The organism is Paenarthrobacter sp. NPDC089675 (assembly GCF_044749185.1).
In the GTDB taxonomy this organism is placed as follows: Bacteria; Actinomycetota; Actinomycetes; order Actinomycetales; family Micrococcaceae; genus Arthrobacter.
The window spans coordinates 254082-278314 of the sequence record NZ_JBIVHM010000006.1; the positions used below are offsets into that span (position 1 = coordinate 254082).

General features: G+C 64.0%; 24 protein-coding genes. 11 read left to right on the plus strand and 13 right to left on the minus strand.

The window, feature by feature from the left end; all coding sequences use genetic code 11:
- The first annotated feature begins 59 nt into the window (after positions 1 to 59).
- Both ACIPY2_RS14900 and ACIPY2_RS14905 read left to right on the plus strand, forming a co-directional pair.
- Positions 60 to 503 (plus strand): hypothetical protein, encoded by a 444-nt coding sequence (locus tag ACIPY2_RS14900; protein ID WP_400267165.1) that lies wholly within the window; start codon positions 60 to 62, stop codon positions 501 to 503.
- A gap of 40 nt (positions 504 to 543) precedes the next feature.
- The gene (locus tag ACIPY2_RS14905; protein ID WP_400267166.1) at positions 544 to 1077 is read left to right on the plus strand and encodes a hypothetical protein; all 534 of its coding nucleotides are present in this window, start codon (positions 544 to 546) and stop codon (positions 1075 to 1077) included.
- A 15-nt stretch (positions 1078 to 1092) separates the two neighbouring features.
- Here ACIPY2_RS14905 and ACIPY2_RS14910 read toward each other — a convergent pair whose 3' ends face one another.
- Positions 1093 to 1989 (minus strand): rhodanese-related sulfurtransferase, encoded by an 897-nt coding sequence (locus ACIPY2_RS14910; RefSeq protein WP_400267167.1) that lies wholly within the window; start codon positions 1987 to 1989, stop codon positions 1093 to 1095.
- Between the two features lie 116 nt (positions 1990 to 2105).
- Here ACIPY2_RS14910 and ACIPY2_RS14915 point away from each other — a divergent pair, with 116 nt between their 5' ends.
- Positions 2106 to 2801 carry a GNAT family N-acetyltransferase gene (locus ACIPY2_RS14915; protein ID WP_400267168.1) on the plus strand — a complete coding sequence of 232 codons (696 nt, stop codon included), beginning with the start codon at positions 2106 to 2108 and terminating at the stop codon, positions 2799 to 2801.
- A gap of 84 nt (positions 2802 to 2885) precedes the next feature.
- Positions 2886 to 5228, plus strand: coding sequence for a DEAD/DEAH box helicase (locus ACIPY2_RS14920; RefSeq protein ID WP_400267169.1), 2343 nt, complete (start codon positions 2886 to 2888; stop codon positions 5226 to 5228).
- Here ACIPY2_RS14920 and ACIPY2_RS14925 read toward each other — a convergent pair.
- From ACIPY2_RS14925 to ssd, 7 genes are all read right to left on the minus strand, one after another.
- On the minus strand, positions 5225 to 5653 hold the full coding sequence (locus tag ACIPY2_RS14925) for an Rv3654c family TadE-like protein (protein ID WP_400267170.1): 429 nt from the start codon (positions 5651 to 5653) through the stop codon (positions 5225 to 5227). The two genes, ACIPY2_RS14920 and ACIPY2_RS14925, sit on opposite strands and share 4 nt — an antisense overlap.
- Positions 5653 to 6081, minus strand: a complete 429-nt coding sequence (locus ACIPY2_RS14930) for a TadE family type IV pilus minor pilin (protein WP_400267171.1) — start codon at positions 6079 to 6081, stop codon at positions 5653 to 5655. The genes ACIPY2_RS14925 and ACIPY2_RS14930 overlap by 1 nt, the downstream gene beginning before the upstream one ends.
- Before the next feature lie 53 nt (positions 6082 to 6134).
- Entirely contained in the window at positions 6135 to 6626 is a 492-nt protein-coding gene (locus ACIPY2_RS14935; protein WP_400267172.1) for a DUF4244 domain-containing protein, read from the minus strand.
- Positions 6627 to 6779: 153 nt separating this feature from the next.
- Positions 6780 to 7406, minus strand: a complete 627-nt coding sequence (locus ACIPY2_RS14940) for a type II secretion system F family protein (protein ID WP_400267173.1) — start codon at positions 7404 to 7406, stop codon at positions 6780 to 6782.
- Positions 7406 to 8167: a type II secretion system F family protein gene (locus tag ACIPY2_RS14945; protein ID WP_400267174.1), complete on the minus strand. Its 762-nt coding sequence runs from the start codon at positions 8165 to 8167 to the stop codon at positions 7406 to 7408. The genes ACIPY2_RS14940 and ACIPY2_RS14945 overlap by 1 nt, the downstream gene beginning before the upstream one ends.
- A 13-nt stretch (positions 8168 to 8180) precedes the next feature.
- Positions 8181 to 9320, minus strand: a complete 1140-nt coding sequence (locus ACIPY2_RS14950; RefSeq protein WP_400267217.1) for a TadA family conjugal transfer-associated ATPase — start codon at positions 9318 to 9320, stop codon at positions 8181 to 8183.
- A gap of 134 nt (positions 9321 to 9454) precedes the next feature.
- Positions 9455 to 10567, minus strand: coding sequence for a septum site-determining protein Ssd (gene ssd / locus ACIPY2_RS14955; protein WP_400267175.1), 1113 nt, complete (start codon positions 10565 to 10567; stop codon positions 9455 to 9457).
- Between the two features lie 172 nt (positions 10568 to 10739).
- Here ssd and ACIPY2_RS14960 point away from each other — a divergent pair, with 172 nt between their 5' ends.
- From ACIPY2_RS14960 to ACIPY2_RS14970, 3 genes are all read left to right on the plus strand, one after another.
- Positions 10740 to 12419: a bifunctional 3'-5' exonuclease/DNA polymerase gene (locus tag ACIPY2_RS14960; protein ID WP_400267176.1), complete on the plus strand. Its 1680-nt coding sequence runs from the start codon at positions 10740 to 10742 to the stop codon at positions 12417 to 12419.
- A gap of 76 nt (positions 12420 to 12495) precedes the next feature.
- Positions 12496 to 13428: a CHAD domain-containing protein gene (locus tag ACIPY2_RS14965; RefSeq protein WP_400267177.1), complete on the plus strand. Its 933-nt coding sequence runs from the start codon at positions 12496 to 12498 to the stop codon at positions 13426 to 13428.
- 100 nt (positions 13429 to 13528) lie between these two features.
- On the plus strand, positions 13529 to 13762 hold the full coding sequence (locus tag ACIPY2_RS14970; RefSeq protein WP_400267178.1) for a YegP family protein: 234 nt from the start codon (positions 13529 to 13531) through the stop codon (positions 13760 to 13762).
- A 28-nt stretch (positions 13763 to 13790) separates the two neighbouring features.
- On the opposite strand, the gene ACIPY2_RS14975 is transcribed toward ACIPY2_RS14970, so the two are convergent.
- Genes ACIPY2_RS14975 through ACIPY2_RS14985 form a run of 3 tightly spaced genes read right to left on the minus strand, consistent with a single transcriptional unit; the run spans position 13791 to position 16616 of the window.
- A complete protein-coding gene (locus tag ACIPY2_RS14975; RefSeq protein ID WP_400267179.1) occupies positions 13791 to 14468 on the minus strand; it encodes an NUDIX hydrolase in 678 nt (225 codons plus the stop codon).
- Positions 14455 to 15258: an endonuclease III gene (gene nth, locus ACIPY2_RS14980; RefSeq protein ID WP_400267180.1), complete on the minus strand. Its 804-nt coding sequence runs from the start codon at positions 15256 to 15258 to the stop codon at positions 14455 to 14457. Before nth ends, ACIPY2_RS14975 begins: the two co-directional genes overlap by 14 nt.
- 8 nt (positions 15259 to 15266) lie before the next feature.
- On the minus strand, positions 15267 to 16616 hold the full coding sequence (locus ACIPY2_RS14985; protein ID WP_400267181.1) for a hypothetical protein: 1350 nt from the start codon (positions 16614 to 16616) through the stop codon (positions 15267 to 15269).
- Between the two features lie 461 nt (positions 16617 to 17077).
- Here ACIPY2_RS14985 and acs point away from each other — a divergent pair, with 461 nt between their 5' ends.
- The 4 genes from acs to ACIPY2_RS15005 all read left to right on the plus strand — a co-directional run bounded on the left by acs (position 17078) and on the right by ACIPY2_RS15005 (position 22301).
- On the plus strand, positions 17078 to 19120 hold the full coding sequence (gene acs, locus ACIPY2_RS14990; protein ID WP_400267218.1) for an acetate--CoA ligase: 2043 nt from the start codon (positions 17078 to 17080) through the stop codon (positions 19118 to 19120).
- Between the two features lie 143 nt (positions 19121 to 19263).
- On the plus strand, positions 19264 to 20061 hold the full coding sequence (locus ACIPY2_RS14995; protein WP_400267182.1) for a DeoR/GlpR family DNA-binding transcription regulator: 798 nt from the start codon (positions 19264 to 19266) through the stop codon (positions 20059 to 20061).
- A gap of 142 nt (positions 20062 to 20203) precedes the next feature.
- Positions 20204 to 20941 carry an ABC transporter ATP-binding protein gene (locus ACIPY2_RS15000; RefSeq protein ID WP_400267183.1) on the plus strand — a complete coding sequence of 246 codons (738 nt, stop codon included), beginning with the start codon at positions 20204 to 20206 and terminating at the stop codon, positions 20939 to 20941.
- Positions 20934 to 22301, plus strand: coding sequence for an FtsX-like permease family protein (locus ACIPY2_RS15005; RefSeq protein ID WP_400267184.1), 1368 nt, complete (start codon positions 20934 to 20936; stop codon positions 22299 to 22301). The genes ACIPY2_RS15000 and ACIPY2_RS15005 overlap by 8 nt, the downstream gene beginning before the upstream one ends.
- A 54-nt stretch (positions 22302 to 22355) precedes the next feature.
- Here ACIPY2_RS15005 and aroQ read toward each other — a convergent pair whose 3' ends face one another.
- Together aroQ and ACIPY2_RS15015 are read right to left on the minus strand one after the other, a co-directional pair.
- Entirely contained in the window at positions 22356 to 22811 is a 456-nt protein-coding gene (aroQ, locus tag ACIPY2_RS15010; RefSeq protein WP_400267185.1) for a type II 3-dehydroquinate dehydratase, read from the minus strand.
- A 117-nt stretch (positions 22812 to 22928) separates the two neighbouring features.
- Complete coding sequence (locus ACIPY2_RS15015; RefSeq protein WP_400267186.1) at positions 22929 to 24113, minus strand: MarP family serine protease; 1185 nt, start codon at positions 24111 to 24113, stop codon at positions 22929 to 22931.
- Positions 24114 to 24233 lie beyond the last annotated feature (120 nt).

The following is a 24233-nucleotide window of genomic DNA, read 5'->3' on the forward strand; positions in this document are numbered from 1 at the left end:
TTGCCCGCCGACGTAGCTATGTGGAAAAGCCCTCCCGCGAAAACCGGTAGCGTTGAACCATGCTCAAGTTTTCCTGGCCACGGCGCACTGCCGGCCTCGTTGCCATGGCCGCGGGGATCCTCGTTGCCGCCACAGCTTGCCAGGGACAGGTGGACATCGCACACGCGGATGTGCCCGCGTGGAAACAAAAGGTCCTGCCTGCAGCTTCCGGAGTGGTACTTGAAGACTCAGGAAAAATCCTGGACCGGAACCCCTTGGTGAAGGACGCCCCCAGCATCCCCGCCGGCAACTACACGCTGACCATGGCCTGCGACGGCGGCGGGAAGGCTTTCTTCGCCGTGACATCGGGCGGAAAGCAGATCGCCGACGCCGGAGCCGCCTGCAACGGCAGTCGGGAAGTTGCCAAGATCAAGATCTCCAGCGCTTCTTCGGTCTCCATCTCCACCAGCAGCGTCGATGCGCCGCTGATCTACGCCTACCAAATGGTTCCAGCGGGCAGTTAGCACCCTATGGCGACCCGCCCCCCAAGCGTAAAGTCGGAACATGGGCGGCAAGCTGGCTGGCTTGGCAACGTCGCGTCGGCTGGCGAGTGCCGCCGTCGTAATTTTGCTTGGGGTGGGCGCCACCCTGACAGGGTGTGAGTACACCTACGACGACCGCGTCCGGGCTGACGAAAGCCCTGCAGCGACGGTGGCCGGCAACGTGGTGCTTCCGCCGGACCCCTCCCTTGAACAAACAGTCACCGGCCAGGCGCTTGACGAGTGGGCGAAAACCGCATTGCCGGAATCGCAAGGGCGATCGTTCTACTCGAGCAGCGGATATCTCAGCGCGGGCGAGTCCAAGACGGAGCAAACGGTCCAACTTCCCGGGGGAACCTACGCCGTCACGTTAGCCTGCCGGGGGACGCGACGGGTATCTTTTTCCGTCCGGATGGGTGAAACGGACCTGGTGGACCTGACCCTGGGATGCACCAACGCCCGCGTCAGCGTGGTCCAACTCGATGCTGACGCGATATTGAACATCACTGTCGGGACAAGATCGGAGGCGAACTTCGCCTACCGGGTCAGCAGGCTATAAGCCGTTGGCAGGCGCTCAAGCCGCCTGGCACCCGTCCGGGCAACGCAGCGTGGCAGGGTCAGAGGCGCAATCGGCGCAGTAGAGCGTCAACGTCCGGCAGCTCGGGTTGGAGCAGTTTTCAAACTTGTTGGTGGGCGCCGAACAGCGTACGCATTCACCAATGGTCTTGGCTTCCTCGCTGAACTCCACGTGCATGCGCTTATCGAAAACGTAAAGGGAACCTTCCCAAAGGCCCTGGTCCTTATAGGTCTCTCCATAGCGGACGATCCCGCCGTCCAGCTGGTAGACCTCCTTGAACCCCCGGTTCACCATCAGGCTCGACAACACCTCACACCGAATGCCGCCGGTGCAATAGGTGACCACGGGCTTGTCCTTCAGGGCGTCGTACTTACCCGAATCAAGCTCCTTGATGAAGTCGTGCGTGGTGGCGACGTCCGGGACTATGGCGTCCTTGAATTTGCCGATCTGCGCCTCGAAAGCGTTCCGGCCATCGAAGAAGACAACATCCTCACCCTCCGCCTTCTTGGCATCCAGCAAATGGTGCAACTCCTCGGGCTGGAGGTGCTTGCCGCCGCCCACAACTCCGTTTTGGTCGACCTTCAACTCACCCGGCGCCCCGAAGGACACAATTTCATCGCGTACCTTGACGCTTAACCGCGGGAAGTCCTCGGCCCCACCTTCGGACCATTTGAAGTCGATGTTGTGGAAACCCTTGTACTCACGAGTAGTTTTGACGTACTGCTTCATGTTGTTCAGCTCGCCGCCGACGGTGGCGTTGATGCCGTCCTTGGAGATGAGGATGCGGCCCGTGAGCCCCAGCTTTTCGCACAAGGCACGCTGCCACAGGCGCACAGCGTCCGGGTCCGCGATCGGAGTAAAGCCGTAAAAGAGCACAATTCGGTTCAAAGCCACCGTTAAAGGTTACTAGGTGTACTAGAATCCCGCGGCGAAGTCACAATTCCATAAGCACCGATCACCGGGCTCACCCGGCTCTGTTGCTTCCCCGGGCGCTGGCATACTCTCTCTACATGAGTCCTGACGCCTTGGTTGAAGACATCGCGCACCTCTTGGAGGTCTGGGTTGCCGGCTGGGCCGGTTGCCGTGGCTACGAAAAAAGTCAAGAGGGACGTTTCCCGGCCGCACTGCGTGCCGACAAGACGGGTGATTGGGAGTACTTCGCCCATGATCCCTCCGACGATGAGTTTGCCGCGCTTGCCCAAAAGACCGCCGAAGCGGACACCCGCATCCTCACGATTCTGACCAACGACGTACAGCGCTACAAGTACTTGGCTGAACAGCACGGCCTGAACGTCAACTCCGCTTCCCAGACCATGATGATCGTGGACATGGAAACGCAGGATGCCGAAGATCCATGGCTTCCGGACGACGACCTGGAACTGGCCGTTTCAGAATCCAAGGGAGTCCACTACGCCGTGGTCCATTCCGGTGAGAAAGTGGCGGCCAGCGGCCGGGTATTCGTCATCAATGGAACCGCCGTTTTCGACAAGATTGTCACCGAACCTGAATTCCAGCGGCGTGGCTTGGGAAGTTTCATCATGAAAGCCCTTGCCGCACAGGCTTTCGCCCACGACGTCGAAAACGGACTGCTGCTCGCCTCGCTGGACGGCCAGAAGCTGTACTCCCACCTGGGCTGGGATGTGGTCTGCCATGTGCTGATGATGTCCGTTTCCAGCTCCGGAGGAGCCGACCTTTCTGCAGAGTGACCAACTGGTGCGGGCGCTTGACGGGCGCCCTGCGGTTTGGAGGGCTGCCGTTTCCGGTTTGCACCGGAGTGACAGAATGATTTGGTGGCTGCAGCAAATTCCCTGATTTCCCTCCTGGGCCGGACGCCGGACCCGGAGCAGCTTCGCCACGTCCACACCATCCCCGCCCGCAAGGCCGTCAACGAGCCATGGCCCGAATGGGTCCACCCCGACATCGTGGCGGCGTACCAGGACCTTGGAATCCAGGAACCATACCGGCACCAAGTCCAGGCCGCCGGCCTGGCGCATTCCGGACAGCACGTGGTCATTGCCACGGGAACGGCTTCCGGCAAGTCGCTTGCCTACCAATTGCCGTCGCTTGATGCGATCCACCGATCGGAACTCCGGGTACTGTCCGAGCCCGGAAAGATCCACGACGACGGCGCAGTCACCTTGTACCTGTCCCCCACCAAAGCGCTGGCGGCCGACCAGCTTGCGGCCATCCGTGCACTGAAGCTGCCCACCGTCCGCGCGGAAACGTACGACGGCGATACGGACATGGCGTCCCGGCGCTGGATCCGCGATCACGCCAACTTCATCCTCGCCAATCCGGACATGCTGCACTTTGGGATACTGCCGAACCACGCTTGGTGGGCTAAGTTTTTCCGCAGGCTGCGCTACGTCATTGTCGACGAGGCGCACAGCTACCGCGGAGTATTCGGCTCCCATGTTGCCAACCTCATGCGCAGGCTCCGCCGGATCTGCGCCTATTACGGGGCCGGCACGTCCTTCCCCGAGCCCGTGTTTATCGCCGCATCGGCCACCGCCTCCGATCCCGGCGTCTCGTTCGGACGCCTCATCGGTGCCCCTGCACGTGAAATCTCCGAGGACTGTTCCCCCCATGGCTCCACGACGGTGGCCTTCTGGGAACCGGCCCTCACCGATACCAAGGGAGAGAACGGAGCCAAGCAACGCCGAACGGCCGTGGCCGAGACTGCCGATATCCTCGCCAACCTTGTCTCTTCGCGGGTGCGGACAATAGCCTTCATCAAGTCCCGGCGCGGTGCCGAGTCGATAGCTTCGATCACTAAACGGCTCCTTGACGAAGTGGATCCCAGCCTGCCCGGCCGGGTGGCCGCCTACCGGTCCGGCTATCTGCCGGAAGAACGGCGGGCGCTTGAGCAGGCCCTGAGGTCCGGTCAGTTGTTGGGCGTTTCCAGCACCTCCGCCCTGGAGTTGGGAATCGACATTTCGGGGCTGGACGCCGTGCTCGTAGCAGGTTGGCCTGGAACCAGGGCGTCCCTTTTCCAGCAAATCGGTCGAGCCGGGCGCGCCGGCCAGGATGCCATCGCGGCCTTTGTTGCAAGTGACGATCCGCTGGACACCTACCTTGTAAACCATCCCCAGGCCATCTTTGACGTCTCGGTGGAAGCCACCGTGTTCGACCCCGGCAACCCCTACGTCCTGGGTCCGCACTTGTGCGCCGCGGCCGCGGAACTGCCCATCGGCCCGGCCGAGCTTGAACTGTTCGGCAGCACCGCCGAGGGCCTCCTGGACCGCCTCGTGGCTCAAGGCTATCTGCGCAAGCGACCGGCGGGATGGTTCTGGACCCACTCCGAGAGCGCTGCAGCCATGGTGAACCTCAGGGCAGACGGCGGTGGACCAGTCAGTATTGTTGATGCCGGAACCGGCTCCCTGCTCGGGACCATGGACTCGCCGCAAACCCATTACCAAGCCCACACCGGGGCAATCTACGTCCACCAAGGTGAAAGCTACCTCGTAGAGGAACTGAACGAGGGCGATCACTGCGTGATGGTGCGGCGCGTGAATCCCGACTTCTACACCACCGCACGGGACGTGACCCAGATCGAAGTCCTCGAATCCAACCGGTCCGTCCAATGGGGCGATGTCACCGTGCATTTCGGCGACGTCAAGGTCACCACCCAAGTTGTCTCCTTCCAACGCAAGGCCCTGATTTCCAATGAGATCCTCGGCGAGGAGCCCTTGGACCTCGGCGCCAGGGACCTGTTCACGAAGGCCGTGTGGTTTGTGGTGGGCAATCGCTCACTTAACGATGCGGGGTTGGTGGAAGCCCAGTTCCCGGGTGCCCTGCACGCTGCCGAACACGCGGCGATCGGGCTTCTTCCCTTGGTCGCGTCCAGTGACCGTTGGGACATTGGAGGTGTTTCTACAGCACTTCACGCCGACACAGGTGTTCCGACAATCTTTGTTTACGACGGGCACCCCGGTGGCGCCGGTTTTGCGGAGCGCGGATTCGAAAAAGCCAAGGTCTGGCTTGGGGCGACCCGCGATGCCATCGATGCGTGCGAGTGTGATGCCGGCTGCCCGTCCTGTGTCCAATCGCCCAAGTGCGGCAACAAGAACAACCCCCTGGACAAGGCAGCCGCCATCACGCTCCTCGATGTGCTGCTCAAGAACGCGGTTTAGTCCGGCGCTTTTGCAGGCTCCGGCCCTCCGACTCCGGCCCCTCGATTGCTCTCGGGTGGAGGCCCGGCCCGGGACCTGCCCGTCGCCGTCCCATACAGGAATTGCCCGGAAAGCTCTGTGGAAACTTCCACCACCTCACCCCCTTTTACCTCGCACGAGACCAAACGAGCGTCATGGTGTGCCGCAACTTCTGCAGCCACCCCACAGGGATCCCCTGACGTCAGCCCACGCGCTGCATCTGCCCCGGCGAGCGCAGCGAGATCCGAGGCCGCAGCCGCACGGGAAGCCATGATTCCGGCCTGCGCCAACAGCATCAGTGCAACCAAGAGCGCCCCCACCACCATCACCAGCGCCAGAGCCAGAATTGTTCCTGAGCCTCGTTCCCGCGTTCCCTGCCGTTCTCGCCTTGCATGGTGGGACCACATCAGCCCGAGGCACCCTCATCGGCGGCTTCTTCCCTGGCCGATGCCGATGCATTGAGGGTCCACGGAATCATGGCCCCCAGGGCACCGCCTGCCCGCGATGCAGCGGTCACTGTCAGCCAGCCGTCCCCGGACGCAACTCCGGCTTGCGCTCCCGGCCCTGCGATCCGCTGGACAATGCCCTGCACCGAACTGCTGTCCTCGCCACGCGCCAACGCCCGCGCCCCGGCCCTGGCTGCTTCCTCCAGTCGCAATTGAGTGATGCCTGCCGCTCCTCCAGCCAACAAGAACGCCAGAGTCAGGACCACCGCGGGCAGCGCCACCGCAAACTCGGCGGTAACGGCACCACGCTGACCATGGCATTCGCCGGTCCCCCCACGACCGGCTTGATCAAGGCCGCGGATACTCGAGGATTGACCCAGATTCTCCATGGGCCAACGGTCTTCGCGGCTTGACACTCTTCGGGTGGTCCGTGGCTGCGCACTCATGGCAGCGACAAGGCAGTCCGGATCAGGTTGAGCAGGAAACCACGGACTTCCTCGCTGCGAAGTATGACCACCAGGAGGCCGGCCAGCCCGACAGCTGCGAGGGTGGCGATCGCATACTCGGCGGTGGCCATGCCCGCCTCACTGCCGAACAGACGGCTGGAGAATCGCTGCTTCCTGTCCGGAATGCGATTCTCCCGGATGCGTACGCTGCCTGGTTCCTTGGAAACCGACGCAGGAGTGAGGGCCAATTCCTTCGCTGCGGCGGGGCTCGTTGGTCCGTCCATTACCGGGCGGAGCGCACCGGCATCTCCACCGTGAATGCTGCGGTTCTCTGCAAAGCGGGAATCCAGCGCGGACACCGGGGCCGGCAGCGATGACGAATCAGTTTGTCCGGTAGGGACAAGGGAGGGCCAAGCAGCCACCGATCCTCGCTTGGCGGGAAGTCGGAGCCGACGACGGGCGGGGAGGGTACTGGAGGGTGTATTCACGTTGTTTCCTTTCTTGAGGCCGGATGATGTCCCGGCTCAACTGACTCTTCCTGCCTCTGAAACCTGTTTGAAGCGAAGCCCTTCCCCAAGTGGAAAAACCACCGCATCGGGATCTTGTGGAGGAAAAGTGGGCCGGGTTCTTCGCGCACGTTTTCAGCCCGCAGGGAGCATGGCGATCAAAACGGGCACGATTCCCAAGCAGATGAACGCCGGGAGGGAGCACAGCCCGAGCGGCACCACCAGCTTGACGCCCAAAGCCGCCGCACGCTTCTCGGCTGCACGGAATTGTTCGCGGCGTTCCCTGGCAGCCTGGGCATACAGGATCGAAGCAGAAGGAGCACCGGTCAACGCAGCGAAGGCCAAAGCATCCCTGAGCCGCGCCACCTCAGGCACAGGTTCATTGGGGGCACGCCAAGCTGTCTCCCAATCGGCCCCTATGGCGAGCGCCGCAACCACTGACCGCAGGGAATTCCTGACTGCCGGCTTGGAACTGCGGGAAATCAGATCAAGCGACCTTCCGATCCCGGCACCGGCGTGCAGCATCGATGCCACCAATTCGAGCATCATGGCTGTATCAGAGAGGCCGTCGGCGTCGGCTCCGCCTTTAACGGAGCCAAGGCGTTCTTTGGAGCCCTTGAATGTCCTTTCATGCTCTGCCGGCCCGTGCGGTGGACTCAAGCGATGAATGAACTGTTCCGGCCGCCGTCTGCGGTTGCCGAATGCTGCCAGTGTGGCGGCAACGAGCACTGCTGCCAAGAGGACCGGGAGCCAGGCTGCCATCACGTTGCCTCCGCCGCCGAAGCCACGAGCCGTGAGGACCACATGCGGCCGGCAACAGTGAGTACCAGGCCCGACGTGAACGTGGCTATTCCCAAGGGATTTTTCAACAGGATGCCCAAAGGGTCCACCCCGAGGGCCATGCCCAGCACCAATCCGAAGACGGGGAGCCACGACAAGAGCCGGACCGTTGCTTTGGGCCCGGCGAGGGCCGTCTGGCGGGCAGCTTCAGCGTCTTCTTCGGCTTCCAACTGTGCCGCAAACCTGGTCAGCAGGTCGGCCAGTGGGCATCCGCTAAGCTCGGCGATCTCCAGGCATGCGGCGAGTTCAGCCCAAATCCTTCGTTCGGAACTGCCTCGGATGGGATAGCTCCTGGCCGCGGTGCTCCGGATGGCATCCGCGGGGGAATTTCCCATGGCCGCAGCCGCGCGTGCGGCAGCCAACACCTTAAGCGATTCCGCGGAGACCGTTTTCTTACTGCCGGGCGTCGGACCTGCCCCGTGGACCGTCCATAGTTCTTCCCAGAGTTGCGATGTACGCCGTCCGCCGCGGAGCAGGGCTGCGAGCTGTTGTACCAGCACCACCATGGAAGCGGGCTGCACTTTGGCCGGTTTAAGGAGCTTGAAGAGGGGTCCGGCTTCCTGCCCGTCGTCCACTTCACGCACGGTACTTAGGCGGTTCCTGGCTCTTCCCTTCCCCACCCGCGGTGGCAGTACCAACAACCAGGCCGCCGCTGCCATGACAACCATCAGAGGCACGTTCATTCCCGCGTACCATTCATAGTTGCCGGCCAAGGTCCAGGCGCCCCGCCAAAAGTGGCCAATGAGGTCCGTGCTCCACGCCATTGGGGCTCCAACTGAGTGCAGGCACAACGCTCTGTCCGGTCCCTGAATCCGTTAGGACTCCAACCGAAACAACTTTCCGGCCCACCGGAGTCCGCTCCACGTGGATCACAACATCCAAAGCGCTTGAAACCTGGAGGGCCACGGCTTCCGCGTTCATGCCGGCCAGCGCTCCGAGAGCCACCAAGCGGGCCGGGACGGCTTCAGCTGTATTGGCGTGGATGGTTCCGCCACCACCTGTGTGGCCGGTGTTGAGTGCGGTGAGCAATTCCCGGACCTCGGCGCCCCGGCATTCGCCCACAATGAGGCGGTCCGGCCGCATACGCAGCGCTTGCCGTACCAGCTCGCCCAAATCCAGCGCACCACCGCCTTCGAGGTTCCCGTGCCTGGATTCAAGCGTGACCACGTGCGGGTGCGCGGGATTCAGTTCCGCGGCGTCCTCTATGAGAACAAGGCGTTCGGAAGGGTCGCTCAGCCCTAGGAGGGTGGACAGAAGCGTCGTCTTGCCCGAGCCCGTGGCCCCGCTGATCAGGAAGCTGAGCCGGCATCCCACAACTGCACGGAGAACGTCTTCGATTTCTTCGCCGAACATTCCGCTTTGCCTGAGCTCCCCGAGGGTGAATGTCCGTTCTCGCCTGATTCGTATCGACAGTAGGGTGCCGGCTGTCGATATGGGCGCGAGGACCGCATGGACCCGATATCCGTCTTTGAGCCGTACATCGACGCAGGGCGATCCGTCGTCCAAGCGGCGGCCACCGGCTGCGACCAACCGTGCTGCGAGGGCCCGGACCTGATGCTCGCTTTCGAAGCGAACGGAAGAGCGCTCCAGGCCGTGTCCCCTGTCCAGCCAGACGGAGTCCGGCCCATTAACGAAGATGTCAGTGACAGCGGGGTCGCGGGCCAACTGCTGGAGGGGACCCAATCCGTTCAACTCGGCGTCAATTGATTCAGCCGCTTCAAGGGCCCCCGCAGTTCCCAGCAGTTTGCCGCTTGCGTGAACTGCGGCGGCGACTGTGGAGGGCGTCACGGGTCCGTGTCCGTCAAGAACTGACTCGCGGACGACCTCAAGAAGCATCGTATCCAGCCTGCGTTGCTGGTTCCGCCGGAGCCCGGTTGGCGCCTGTCCGGGGCCCGGGGCCGCCGGGTAGACCTGGCCGGCAAGCGTAGGGTCCTGGGCCTGCATGAAGCGCCGACGACGATCGCCCCGGGTCATGCGGGGTTGCCGTTCAGTTTCAGCACGTCCGCAGCGAAGCGGGTCACAGGCCGGCGTCGTCCAAGTTCCAGTAGCCGTCCCGATTCCGTGGCGGCAGCCACGCCCCGAAGGTCAGGCACAACTCCGGACAAGGGCAATCGCAATGATTCGGCAATCAATTCAGCGTCCACGGCAGATGACGAGGCACCCCGCACCAGCAAGCCTGCCTCCCCGGGTGGCAGTTGGTTGAGTGTCTGCGCCGTGGCGACGGCAGCCTTCAGCTGCGGCCTCGTGAGCAGAAGGACCTTCTCGCAATCCCACGCCAGCGTCCGCCAACCTTCTGCGTTGCGGGCAATATCCACCACAACAAGCTCGAAGCTCCGGCGGGCGGCGTCCAGGACGGCGCCCACTGAGCCGGAGTCCGGCACTGCGACTGACTCCCTTGTTCCTGGCCACGAGAGAAACGGAACGCCCCCGGCCACAGGCAAGGAGTCACTGAATTGCCCGGCGTCAATGCTTCCCCGGGTCTCCGCGAAGTCCGGCCACCGCAATCCCGGCAGGTCTTGATCCGACATCGCCAGTTCCAACCCTCCACCCATCGGATCGCCGTCAATCAGCAGTGTGCGGATGCCGTGGCCTGATGCGGCCTGGGCCAACCAGATAGCCGCGGTTGTTGCTCCGGCACCGCCGTGCCCACCAATGATGCCCACCACCGTCCCTCCGGGATCGGGCGCACCGGACATACTCAGGTGTTCAGCCAGCCAGGCCGCGCCTTCGGGCAGGACTGCCACCCGCTGGGCTCCGAGACTGGCCGCCAGCCGCCATAGGCTGTCCCCCTCCGCGGATGAGCCGAGGAGTACATCCGGTGCGCGTCGCCGGGGCGGCAACTCGCGGACATCGCTGCCCACCAGCACAACGTGGGCAGTGTCCCAGCCGTGGTTGGCGTCTTCGAAGGCTGTAACGGTGTGCAGCCTTCCGCCCGCGGCAGCAGCGATCCGCTTGGCTTCCTCCTGCAGATATGGATCCGCAGTAACCAGAAGGACCTCGGCCGTTTCCCGTGGAGTCCACGAATCGTTGTTGCCTTGAACCGTCACGTCGGCCTGTCCTGGCCGCAGGAGTCGCTTTCCCATGAAGCAACTTTCTCCGGGCCCGGTCCCGCTCATAAGGGCAAATCCACTCCATGTGGACAACCCGGCCGGGTCAAGGCTGTTGAGGGACAGTCAGGCTGAACAAACGCCCGGAGTTGACATACGCCCCGGGACTGCACCCGCAGGCTCAGTGGGGCAAGGCAGAATAGAGACCATGTATTTGCTGCTTGCTGCCCACCAGGACGGCGCAGCCATACAGAGGGTCTCCCCTACGGGAAAGCCCACGGCGGACCCCCGCTTCGCAAGCCGAGGCGAGTTGCCCGGCGTCGTGCGTGAACTCGAAAAGCAGCGGCCACGCTGGGTCTGGAACCGCGCCCAGGACTGGTACCCCGAACTCCTGGCCCACGGGGTTGAGCTGGAGCGTTGCCATGACCTCTCGCTTTGTGGAGCCATCCTCGCGAACTCGGCGGTGACCGCCCACACCGACTATGCGCAGAACGCGGAAAAGCTCATCCAGGACGACGACTCGGTGCCGCCGCGGGCGTTGCAGCCGCCTCCACCGCCCGCTGAGCAGGGAGCGCTCTTCGAGGACATCAAGGCGACCACCATAGGCCTCCCGGAACTTCGGTCGGAATTCGCCGCCCAGCAAGCGGCCGTTTTGGAAGTTCCCGGACAGGAGAGGCAGCGCCTCCAACTCCTGCTTGCGGCCGAATCCGCATGTGCCATTATCGCAGCGGAGATGCAACACTCCGGCGTCCCCTGGCAAGAACATCTCCATGAACGAATCCTGCGGGATGTCCTTGGACCCCGTCCTCCGCTCGGGCACAGGCCACCGGCCCTTGAAGCACTGTGCAGCGAGTTGCGGCAGATCCTCAACTCCCCCAGCCTCAACCCCGACTCGCCCCAAGACTTGATGCGTGCCTTGCACCGGAACGGAATCGAAGTCAGGAGCACCCGCCAGTGGGAACTGCAGCAGTCCGACCACCCGGCCATACCGCCCCTCTTGGCCTACAAGAAACTATCGCGGCTTCACACCGCCAATGGTTGGGCGTGGCTGGACGCGTGGGTGCGCAATGGCCGGTTCCACCCGGAGTACGTGGTGGGCGGCGTGGTTTCGGGACGGTGGGCCTCCCGCGGCGGCGGTGCACTGCAAATTCCCAAGAACATCCGGGCAGCAGTCCATGCTGACCCCGGCCACAAGCTGATCGTTGCGGATGCCTCGCAGCTGGAACCACGTGTGCTGGTGGCGCTGGCACAGGACTCCAAGATGGCTGAGGCCGCACGGGATAAGGACCTGTACGCGGGTATCGCCGCCCAGGGTTTCGGCGGTGACCGGCAGAAGGCCAAAGTGGCGCTCCTGGGCGCTATTTACGGTGCCACCACCGGGGAGTCGGGCCGGTTGATGCCCCAGCTCGCCCGGATCTATCCACGCGCTGTGGGCTTCGTGGAGCAGGCTGCCCGGGAAGGCGAAGCCGGACGGACTGTCACCACACGCCTCGGCCGGAGCAGCCCGGCCCCTTCCGCAGGCTGGATCCGGAGCCAACAATCAACCTCTGCGGAGGAACAGCGCCGGGCCGACAATATTGCCCGATCACGGGGCCGCTTCACGAGGAACTTCGTGGTCCAGGGCTCGGCTGCGGAATGGGCCGCTTGCTGGCTGGCGGAATTACGACGGCGGCTGCGGGCCTTGCGTTCTGAAGGCCTGCCCTCCGGGGAACTCGTGTTCTTCCTGCACGACGAAGTCATGGTCCACGCTCCCGACGGGGCTGTGGAAGCCTGTGTCAAAGCAATCGAAGAGTCGGCCAATGCCGCGAAAGAGCTGATGTTCGGGCGGATTCCAGTCGAGTTCCCGGTGAGCATCGCCGTCGTCGACTCCTACGATAAGGCGAAGTAGCCGCCGCCGTCTCGGGACCGCTTCCTTGCCCGCCCGGCGCCTTGTCCGCTCATCCCAGCGGGAGGAAACTTACCTCATGGCCTCGGAAGTCCGGGATTCCCTGGAGCTGTATGTGGCCTTCCAGCTGGCCGAACTGGAGGGCTGCTTGCCGCTGGTCGCTGCCGGGGACCAGGAAGCTGTGCACAATTCCCGGCTGGCCCTCCGGCGGCTCCGGTCCGTACTCGGATACTTTGGCCAGTTCCTTCCCCCTGTTCCGGTGGATAACCGCCGCGATATCCGTTGGCTGGCGGCGTCCCTCGGCGAGTCAAGGGATGATTACGTGCTGGCGCAACGAATGACGCTCCGGCTGGGTGCGAACTGGCGTTCTCCGGAAGCCCTGCAGGCTGCCGTGACCAACCTCGTGGAGCGCAGTGACTACTTGGCGAGGAGCGTGGCGGGAAACCCCCGCGCGAGGTCGGCGGTCGATGCCACGGCCCGGGCCGTCTTCCCCGAACCGGCACCCCCGAAAAGGCAACCTGGCCCTGACGTCCGGCAGGCAATCCTGCTCCTCCAGGCGGGACGGCAGGGCCTGCGGGAGCAGTTGGCTTTGGCGACGGGTGCCACGGCCGGCACATCCCGCAACGAACTCCTCCACCAGGCACGGAAGGACGTCAAGCGGCTGCGCTACGCACTCGAAGCCGTCGCAGGGCCCGTGGGCACGGGATCAACCACGGTCCTCCGGCCGGCCATGATTTTGCAGCGCGTTCTCGGAGAACAGCACGACTGTGTTGCCGCCTTGGCGTGGATTGATTCGCTCACCGCAAAACCCGGGGTTTCGGCCTCAGATGTGGAGCAGTTGAGGCGTATGGAGCACCAACGCCTTGCCGAGGCGGAAGCCGCGCTCCGGGATGCCATCCAAGGCACGCCCATCCCCGAGCCCCTAACCCTTCTGACCTATCAGCCGGCGCAGGAATCCTCTGGCACCCTACCGGCGGAGGAGTCGCCGGGCCAGTCATATCTCGCTATGTGAGGGAGAATGACCGTTCCGTGACGGGTACCGGGAAGTAACTTTAATTCCGTCCGGCTTCTGGCTACGGTCATTGTGTGGCGTACGGCACACGGCGCCGGGTATGCGAAGAAGCATTGACGAGGGGGCAGCATCGATGGCTGGCAGGTTCGAAATTCTTAAGGACAACGACGACTCATACCGGTTCCGGCTCACAGCCGCGGACGGCACGGTTGTGGCAGAGTCGCCCACGTTCAAGCATCTGAAGGCAGTAGTTGACGGCATCAACGCAGTGCGCGAGAACGCCGCTACGGGACTGATCGTGGACCGTTCGACGGCGGTTCGCAAGGCTGCCTGACCGCCGGCCTTAGGGTTTGAACCGCCGGTTAGATGTCGACGTCGTGCAGCTTGCCTTCGTCCCATGGGACGGTCCAACCCAGTTCATCGAAAAGCCCGCTGAGGACCATTCCGGTGAAACCCCATACGAGGAGCCCGTTCACGGTGAAACCCGGGCTGGTGAAGGTCCGGCCAAAACGGCTGATGGTGGCGGTCACCCTGTTATCCGGATCCAACAAGTCGCGTACAGGAACCCGGAAAACCTGCGCTGACTCGGCATAGTCCACCACGCGAACGGGTGAGGGTGATTCCCACCAAGCCACCACGGGCGTCACCCGGAAGTTGCTTCGGATCAGGCCCAGCTCGGGTATCACCCCGAGGACCCGGACGCCGTCGATGTCCAGGCCCGTCTCTTCGACAGCTTCACGCAACGCAGCCGCGATGACGGACTCATCTTCAGGATCCACGCTGCCGCCCGGGAAGGCCACCTGCCCTGGGTGGTCGTCCAAGGTGTGCGCCCGCTCAAGAAGGAGAACGTCCAAGTCGGCCGGCGCGATGGGGCGGTCCGACTCAGCCGGTACGTTGTCCAGCTTCCCAAAGAGCATCAGCACGGCTGCCGGCCTGTTGGTTTCGGCACTGACGGGCAGGTTGGACCAGTGCGCGGCATGGCCCGCCTCGCCCGACTCGTAGCGCGCCACGAGTGCCGACAAGTCCTCAAACGCCGTCAACAGGCCTCCTCTGCGACTCCATACGGATTTCCGCTGCCCGATGTGTCTCCGCGAGCAACCGGTCAAGTAATTCTTCGTTACCGGGTGCCAGCTCGTACTTGAGCAGCTTGGCAGCCTTGACGGGATCGGTCTCGCCGTCGCCGTAGCTCGGGCACAGGCTCGCGACAGGGCATGCACCGCAGGCAGGTTTTTTGGCATGGCAGATCCGTCGGCCATGGAAAACCACCCGGTGCGAAAGCATGGTCCAGTCCCGGGGCTCAAAGAGCTCGGCAACGTCGAACTCCACCTTCACGGGGTCATCCGACGTCGTCCATCCGAAACGCCGCGCAAGCCTACCGAAATGCGTATCAACGGTGATCCCCGGAATGCCAAAAGCGTTGCCGAGGACCACGTTGGCCGTTTTTCGTCCTACCCCGGGAAGCGTCACCAAATCCTCGAGGCGGCCGGGTACTTCGCCGTCGAATTCGTCTACCAGACGGGTACAGAGCGCCAGGACATTGCGCGCTTTCGCCCTGAAGAAGCCAGTGGGTTGCAGGATGGTTTCGAGTTCCACGGGGTCGGCTTCAGCCAACGCCCGCGCATCGGGGTACCGCGCGAAGAGGATCTTGGTGACCTGGTTGACCAGGACATCGGTGGTCTGCGCGGAGAGGACCGTGGCCACCACCAGCTCGAAGGGGTTGCGGAAATCCAGTTCTGCGTGGGCATAGGGATACTTCTCCGCAAGGACCCTGTTGATCTTGCGTGCCCGGCGCTTGACGGCAAGCGGCGAACCGGCTTCGGTGATGGCCACGGCGACTGCTAACCGCGTTCGATGTTGCTGAGTTCCCGAAGGACCCCAAGCTTGCCGTCGGTGTCCTGGACCAGGAATTCGTGGCCCCTGTCCTCCAGGGCCAGGACCCATCCGCCCGGTTCGATCACGAACGCGGGCGCCCCCGTGCGCTCGTCATAGGCGGTCCGCGGCTGGGCTACGGCGAACCAGAACGCCTCGTAGTGCGGAGCGTCCTGTGATTCGTCAGGCCGGCTGGCCGGGTCCACTGTTGCACCGATGGAGTCGGTCACCGTGCGGGTATTCGGGGAGACGATGGGCGTGGCCATGGTCGCTGCCAGCGGGCGATCGTTAGTGGGTTGCGGCGCCGCCGGCTGCGCGGAAGCTGCGGGCTGCGTGGAAGCTGCCGGCTGCGCGGGCGCCTGGCCCCCAGCAGGCGGTTGGTTGCCGGCTGGTTCCTGGGCAGGTGTTCCCGGACGTTCCGCCTGGCTGGCGGAAGCTGGCGAAACCACAGGCGAAGCCTGGGTAGCCGCCGAAGCTTGATTGGCCGGCGACGCAACGCCCTGCGGGGTCGATGCCCCTGCGGCGGGTACGGCCGTGGCTCCGGAAACCGGCCGGGAAGCGATCACAGGGGCGGCACTGGCTGAACCGTGCCCGGCGGCGCTCTGCGGGGATCCGCCGGAATCGGCAGAATGAACGACGCCGGAAGCCTCCCCTGACTGCGCAGGCGCCGAGCCGCGGAGTCCGGGGATGGAGAAGCCGGAGGAAGCCTTGCCCTGCTTGGGCGCTTTCGGTTCCTTAGGGGCAGCAGGCTTGCGGGTGGGGACAACAGCTTGGCGCGCAACCACGTGGGCGGGGGTCTCTGCACGGCCCTTGAAATCGGCGGACAGGAAGGGCAGGTGCGGGCCGAGAACCGTTGCTGCCAGGAGTCCTAACGAACCAATCAGGCCCAACAAGGCGCTGCCGTTGAAGGACATGGCTACGGTGAGGAAGAACAGGGTGGTGGCGAACGCCGCAGTAACGGATGCGAACTGATCGGTGGAGAGCGAGCCAATACGGACGTTGGTCGCCGGCTGCAAACGTCGCGCGACGAACAGTCCCACTACGGCTGCGGGCAGGATGATGCCCAGCAGAAGGAAGAAGAGACTACCTATGTTCCAAAGGTTGAATATGCCACCGAACATCGGCAGCAACGACGCTATGAACATCAAGAGCACGGAGCCGAACACGGTGAGGTCGCGAATAGTGAACGGACCCGCCACGGCGTCGTACTTGACCGGTGTGGCTGAGGGAGCCGGGGTTCCTGGCTGATCGGCCGTTCCAGCCTTGGCGTCCGGTCCCGTGGTTTGTGAATCGTTGGGGCCTGGTCTCAGCTGGTTCATCTATATCTCCTTCGTGCGGCGTCGTCCTGGGCAGTCCGGACCGGTTGCTCCGTGCGGGCACGGATAAACCTGACACGCCTCTGGGCGTCCCCAAGACCTATTCAGCCTATGCCACCCCACAGACAGTGTTCTAGCTGAAAACGGCCCTCTGGCTTCGCCCTCAGCAAACTCCAAGGTGCCTTACAGAAGGCAACCGCAGGCTGTTACGCCCGACGACGATAGGTGAATACCGCCGTCGTGGTCATGTAAGCGGTTCCACGCAACAAAAAGCACCATTCGGCGCCAAATCCGTACCGCTCGCTGCCGCCATTGTGACCACGCACACGTAGGACCTCTCGAAGAGATAGTGTTGATGGCGGACAGCAATGCGGCACTGTCGCGGGCCCAGCACGACGCCGGTTCACGGCTTGGTCCCGGGACGGCGCTTGCGCAGCAACGATCGATGAATGATGAGGTTCACCATGTCCCAGGACACCACCGGATCCACGGCCACCGCTGCAGCAACGAACGCTGGAAGCGGACAACCGTCACACGAGGCTCTTGAAAACCTCTTGCACGAGAACCGGAAGTTTGCGCCGTCGGCTGAGTTCGCGGCGGATGCTGTTGTGGCAGCTGATGAGTACGCCAAGGCTGATGCGGACCGGCCTGCGTTTTGGGCGAAGCAGGCGCGTGAGTTGCTGTCCTGGGACAAGGACTTCGATCAGGCGCTGGATTGGTCCAACCCGCCGTTTGCAAAGTGGTTCGTCGGTGGTGAGGTCAACGCCGCGTACAACGCGTTGGACCGGCACGTCGAGAACGGGCTCGGGGACCGGGTAGCGATCTACTTCGAGGGCGAACCCGGCGATACCCGCACGTACACCTACGCTGAACTGACCGAAGAGGTGAAGGAGGCGGCGAACGCTTTCGAATCCTTGGGCGTGGCCAAGGGCGACCGCGTGGCCGTGTACCTGCCGATGATTCCCGAAGCCGTGATCACGCTCCTTGCGTGCGCGCGGATCGGTGCTGTGCACTCGGTGGTGTTCGGCGGGTTCTCCGCGGATGCGTTGCGGTCCCGGATCGAGGACGCCGAAGCCAAACTCGTGGTCACCGCCGACGGCACCTACCGCCGCGGCAAGCCCAGCGCCCTGAAGCCTGCGGTGGACGAAGCCCTCAGTAAAGAGGGGCACACCGTTGAGAAGGTTGTGGTGGTCAAGCGCAACGGCGAGGACGTCAACTGGGTTCAGGGCCGGGACCTGTGGTGGGACGACACGGTCGGCGCGGCCGGGACCGAGCACACCGCCGTCGGGCACGACTCCGAGCACCCGCTGTTCATCCTGTACACCTCCGGGACCACGGGCAAGCCCAAGGGCATCCTGCACACCACCGGCGGGTACCTCACCCAGGCCGCGTACACCCACAAGGCCGTGTTCGATCTGCACCCGGAGACGGACGTGTACTGGTGCACCGCCGACGTCGGATGGGTCACCGGCCACTCCTACGTCACCTACGCCCCGCTGATCAACGGCGCCACCCAGGTGATGTACGAAGGCACCCCGGACTCCCCGCACCAGGGCCGCTGGTGGGAAATCGTGGAGAAATACAAAGTCTCCATTCTCTACACCGCGCCCACCGCGATCCGCACCTTCATGAAATGGGGTAGGGAGATCCCGGGCAAGTACGACCTCTCCTCCATCCGCGTCCTGGGCTCCGTGGGAGAACCCATCAACCCCGAAGCCTGGATGTGGTACCGGGAGGTCATCGGCGGGAACGCGGGCAAGAACGGCGAAAAGAAGAAGAACCCCGCCCCGATCGTGGACACCTGGTGGCAGACCGAAACCGGCGCCCAAATGATCGCGCCCCTGCCCGGGGTCACCTCAACCAAGCCCGGTTCGGCCCAGGTCCCGCTGCCGGGCATCGCCGTGGACGTCGTGGATGAGAACGGCGTATCCGTGGCCAACGGCGAAGGCGGCTACCTCGTGGTCCGCGAACCCTGGCCGTCCATGCTCCGCGGCATCTGGGGCGACCCGGAACGGTTCAAGGACACCTACTGGTCCCGGTTCGAAGGCATGTACTTCGCAGGCGACGGCGCCAAGAAAGACGAAGACGGGGACGTGTGGCTGCTGGGCCGGGTAGACGACGTCATGAACGTCTCCGGCCACCGGCTCTCCACCACCGAAATCGAATCCGCCCTCGTCTCCCACCCTGCCGTCGCCGAAGCAGCCGTGGTCGGTGCCGCCGACGAAACCACCGGGCAAGCCGTCGTCGCGTTCGTCATCCTCCGCGGCGACGCCGCCAACAACGGCGACGAAACCGTGCTGGAACTACGCAACCACGTCGGCAAGGAAATCGGCCCGATCGCCAAACCCAAGCAACTGCTCATCGTCCCGGAACTACCCAAAACCCGCTCCGGCAAAATCGTCCGCCGCCTCCTCAAAGACATCGCAGAAGGCCGCGACACCGGCGACGCCACCACCCTGGCCGACCCCTCCATCATGACCCAAATCGCCGAATCGCTGCGCAAATAGCGCCTTCGAACCAAGCCCGACGACGGCGCCGCCCACCACGTAAGGTGGGCGGCGTCGTCGTCGTTTGTCACCTCGCATGACGGCCGTGAGCCCTAGACTGTAGCCTGACTCAACCTTCCACGAGGTTCTCCAGAAAGGTCCTGATGCTCCAGGCAGCACGACACTCCGCAATCCTCGATGCCGTCCAGCGCGAGCGCGTCGTTCGGGTCACGGATCTTGCCCAACTCCTCGGCGTCTCCCCCATGACCGTGCGGCGGGACATCGAAGCCCTGGAGGAGACCGGCCGCGTGGAACGCATCCACGGCGGGGCGAAGCTCCCGGGTGATGCAAGCACCCATGAGCCGGGGTTCGAGCTCAAGTCCACTCAACTGACCGCCGAAAAGCACGCCATCGCCGTCGAGGCAGCCTCCCTGGTTCAGGAAGGCATGGCGATCGGGTTGAGCGCCGGGACCACCACGTGGGCCCTGGCGCAGGAACTCGTCCATGGTCCGCGGATCACGGTTGTCACCAATTCGGTGCGGATCGCGGATTTGTTCCACCACGGCTCGTCGTCGGGACCCGGCCGCTTCGGTTCAACGGTGATCCTGATAGGCGGCGAGCGCACACCATCGGACGCCTTAGTGGGCCCGATCGCCACGTCGTCGCTCAAGCAACTCCATTTGGATGCCCTGTTCCTCGGCGTCCACGGCATGGACGCGCAGGCCGGGTTTACCACCCCGAACCTGCTCGAAGCAGAGACGGACCGCGCCTTCATGTCCTCGGCACGCAGCACCGTGGTCCTTGCCGATCACAGCAAGTGGGGTGTGGTGGGTATCGCTTCGATTGCTGCACTGGACGAGGCGGACGAGCTCATCACGGATTCCCTTCTGGGCGAAGATGCGCGCAGGGCGCTGGAGGAGAACGTGGCGCGGCTGCGGATCGCCGGCGCGGTTCCCAACTAGGGGACAGATAACGCTCCAGCCACGGTCCATTGGGCCGTTTGCTGTCCCCCAGTTGGGTCTCATACCGCGGGTGGAGGTCCCGTCCGGGAGTTCAGCCACCGGGTTGACGCGGGCGCAGGGTACGGATCGGGATGCTGGATATATGAACGCCATCCTCCACGCTCAGCAACTAACCAAGCATTACCCCGGCAGCATCGCCCTGGATCACGTCGACTTCACCGCACTGGCGGGAGAGTCCATTGCAATCATCGGCCCCTCGGGCTCGGGTAAAACCACACTTCTGCACTGCCTCGCCGGGATATTAAGGCCCGACGCCGGTTCGGTCACCCTGGCTTCACAGGCCGGCACCATTGATTTGGGTACTTTGCCGGACGCCGGACTGTCCAGGCTTCGTCGGGAGGAGTTCGGCTTTGTGTTCCAGCAGGGCATGCTGCTGCCCGAGCTGACAGCACTGGAGAACGTAGCCCTGGCCTTGATGTTGAACGGTACTGACCGGCGCACTTCCGAGTCCCGTGCCGCGGATTGGCTGGGAGCCCTGGGGCTGGCCGGAATGGAACAACGGCGGCTTGGCGAGTTGTCCGGCGGCCAGGTCCAGCGGGTTGCGATTGCACGCGCCCAGGTCACCGGCGCCCGTGTTGTCTTCGCCGACGAACCGACAGGCGCCCTTGACTCTGCCACGTCCAGCGAGGTCCTCAACGTACTGCTCGGCTCGGTGGCGGCCAATGGTCGGACACTGCTTGTGGTCACCCACGATCCCAACGTGGCCGCCAGGTGCGGACGCATCGTGGAACTACGGGACGGCCGGATCGTGGCGGACAGCGCCCCTCCCGTTGCGCCCGCTGCCGCTCCCATCAACTTCAAGGGTGCGTTCAATGTCTAGCCTCTCCATGGCGCTCCGGCTCACTCCCTACATTTCCCTAAGCGGTGGCAACAGTTTCCGCGAAAACGGCCTGCGCGACGCCGGACTGCCGGTCCTCGCGTTTGGTACCGTGACAACGTTGCTGCTGACGGTTGCGGGCGGTTCGCAGGTCTTCTGGTCCTGGTCGGACGATATCGCCGGCACCTACCAAGCCTTGGCCGTCGTCGCACTGGTCCTTCTTGTTGTCCCGTTGCTGACGCTCGGCGCCTCTGCCGCCCGGCTTGCCGCCCGCCGTCGTGACGACCGCCTGGCTTCCCTCCGGCTGCTGGGAGCCAACAGCGCGACTGTCGTCTGGATGACTGTCATTGAATCCACGCTGCTCGCGGCGGTTGGAGCAGTTGCCGGTGCCGGGTTGTATGCCTGCGTCGCACCGTTCCTTGGTCTCATACAGTTCCGCGGCCACGCAATCGGCAGCTATGCCTGGTTGTCCGTGCCCTCGATTCTCGGCTGCATCTTGGCCGTGTGCCTGCTCGCTGCAACCAGCGCCGCGCTGGGATTGCGGAAGGTTGTGGTGACTCCCCTTGGCGTGCGGACCAGGCAAACGGCCGACGGCGCGCACTGGGTCCGCGGGCTTGTTGCGGCCTTCGTGGTGGTCATCGGGGCGGTGGCCATGGGGATGCTCAGCAGCTTCGGCGCGTTCATCGTCATAGTCGCGGTGATGGGCGGATGCTTTGGCCTGGCGCTGCTGGCATTGAACCTCATGGGGCCCTGGGTGCTCCGTCTCCATGCTTCCGCACAGTTGAAACGGGCACGACGACCCGGGCAACTGCTGGCCGCGCGAACCGTGCTGGAGAGCCCCAAGGAATCGTGGCGGCAAGTAGGAGGCGTGGCTATGACCAGCTTCGTGGGTGTGTTCGTGGGTGTTGGCATGGCCTTGGCTGAAAGCATGGGTGGCAGCAGCGGCGGCGACGAAACCGCGCTGCTTGTCCACGACATCAATACCGGCGTCATGATCACGCTGCTTGGCTCGTTCCTCATGGTTGCCTGTTCGGCAGGAGTGAACCAGGCCGCGGCGGTGCTGGACCGGGCCTCCACACTCGTGGCCTTGGACCGGGTGGGGATGCCCACGAAGCTCATGGTGGCCGCCCGCGTCCGCGCCGTGATATCGCCGCTGTTCCTGGTGGCCGGGATCTCGGCGGCAGCGGCCGCGGCGTTGGTTTTGCCGTTGGCGGGGACCATCCTGTTGACACAGCCGGTGGTCTTGCTGACGATCGCGACGGTTTTCGGGGCGGGCTTCCTGCTGGTGCGGCTCGCTGTTGCGGCAGGTACGGCCCAGATCGGCCAGGTCTTGTCCCGCCCGGAACGCTTCACGGCCCTGTGACGCTCTCTCACATCCCGGCCGGTTCCAGCCGTCCCTCTCTCACATCCCGGCGCGTCAGACCGTCTCGGCGAGGTATTCGATGGCCAGCTTGTAGCCCAACACGCCCGCGCCAACAATGATTGCCTGGCAAACTCCGGACAGGTAGGAGTGGTGCCGGAACTCCTCGCGTTGGTGGACGTTGGTGATATGGACTTCTACGGCGGGCACTTGGACAGCCGCCAGAGCGTCCCGGAGTGCCACCGAAGTATGCGTGAAGGCGCCGGCGTTGATCACGATCCCGACGGCAGTTCCCCGTGCAGCGTGGATTGCGTCCAGAAGATCACCCTCGTGATTGGACTGGACACAATCCACGGTAAAGCCGTGTGATTCGGCGGCTGTCAGGGCAAGCTGCTCGACGTCGGCCAGGGTGGAGGTTCCGTACTTCTCCGGCTCACGCGTACCCAAGAGGTTCAGGTTGGGGCCGTTGATAACAAGAATGGTGCCGCGCCCGGCTTCAGTGGCTTGAGTCATGGCTCCCAATCTATAGCGGTGCGCGAGCGTCCGGGAATTGCGCCCATTTCGTGAGAGAGGGACCACCAAAAACGTTCATGATGTGAGAGAGCGTCCGGCTACGTGCGGACGCTCTGCCTACTTCCGGGTGCACTGTCCGGATTCGACCGGCGTGCTCAGGCCCGGCGCCTGCGCTGCGACCGGCTGAACGTCATCCATGGTGAGGGCGAAGCCGAGGGCAGCATTCGTGGTGGTCTTGGCAAAGATCAACCCCGCCACCTGGCCATCCTTCGTGAGCAGGGGGCCGCCCGAGTTGCCCGGCTGGACGTCGCCAGCCAGCTTGTAGACCTGCTCCGGCGACGGGTTGCTGCCGTAGATATCCGGAACCAGGATGGTGGAAATCCCCTCGACCGTAGCCGGCTTGGACTGGAACGGGCCGCCATGCGGGTAGCCGGCGAAAGCCGCGGGACTGCCGTCGGGGAGGTCCGAACTTAGCGGTAGCGGTGACGCTGATAACCCATTGACGGCCAGCACTGCGATGTCCCGTTGCGGGTCGAAGTACACCACCCTGCCGGGCAGCGCACCGCCGTCGGGCACCTCCACTACGGGCTGATCCACGCCGGCTACCACGTGCGCGTTGGTGACCACACGCCCCGGGGACACGACAAAGCCGGACCCCGTCTGGTTTTGTCCACATTCGAAGGCGGTTCCTGCGATCTTCAACACAGAACGGGCCGCCTGGTTGAGGGCCGGAGTGTCCGTTGATTCGTTCGGAACCTGGACGGGCGTGGCTGAGCCGAAGCCCTCAATCAGTTTGGGAATGCCGTCGCCGATCACCGTGGACCGCAGCTGCGCCATGGTGCTCTTGACCGGCGTTGGCGTCAGGGAATCGATATACCGGATCACCCTCGACTGGGCCAGCTGCTGCGAGACGAACGGTACACCAAGGGAGCTGATGCTGAATGCGAGCATCGACATCACCAGCGCAGCGACAATAACGCTGACCACGCCGCCGATCAGGCGATCGACCGCATGCAAGGGCTTGAGCCGCACCACGTGCCGGATCCGTCGCCCGATCATGGTTCCGAGTCCGTGCCCCAAGGCGATAAGCACGACGGCGGCGCCCACCGTGGCGGTCAGCCGCCAACCGCTGTCGGTCACCCAGCCGCTGACGAGCGGGACCGCGATGAACGCCGCGATGGCGCCAAGTATGAATCCGGCAATTCCGCCCAGTGTTACCAGGAAGCCATTGCGCAGGCCATAGATCAGGTAGGAGAGCAGCATCAAGATCAATGCCAAATCCAAGATGGTCAAGCCAAACACCAATGCTCCTCAAAGCCGCTTAGCCCCAATTCTAGAGGGGCACCCTGACAGGAAACCGTTAGTCCGGTCACGATAGGGCGGCCAAATGGCCCTTAAGTTGCGCGTCTACACGGCGAGAGG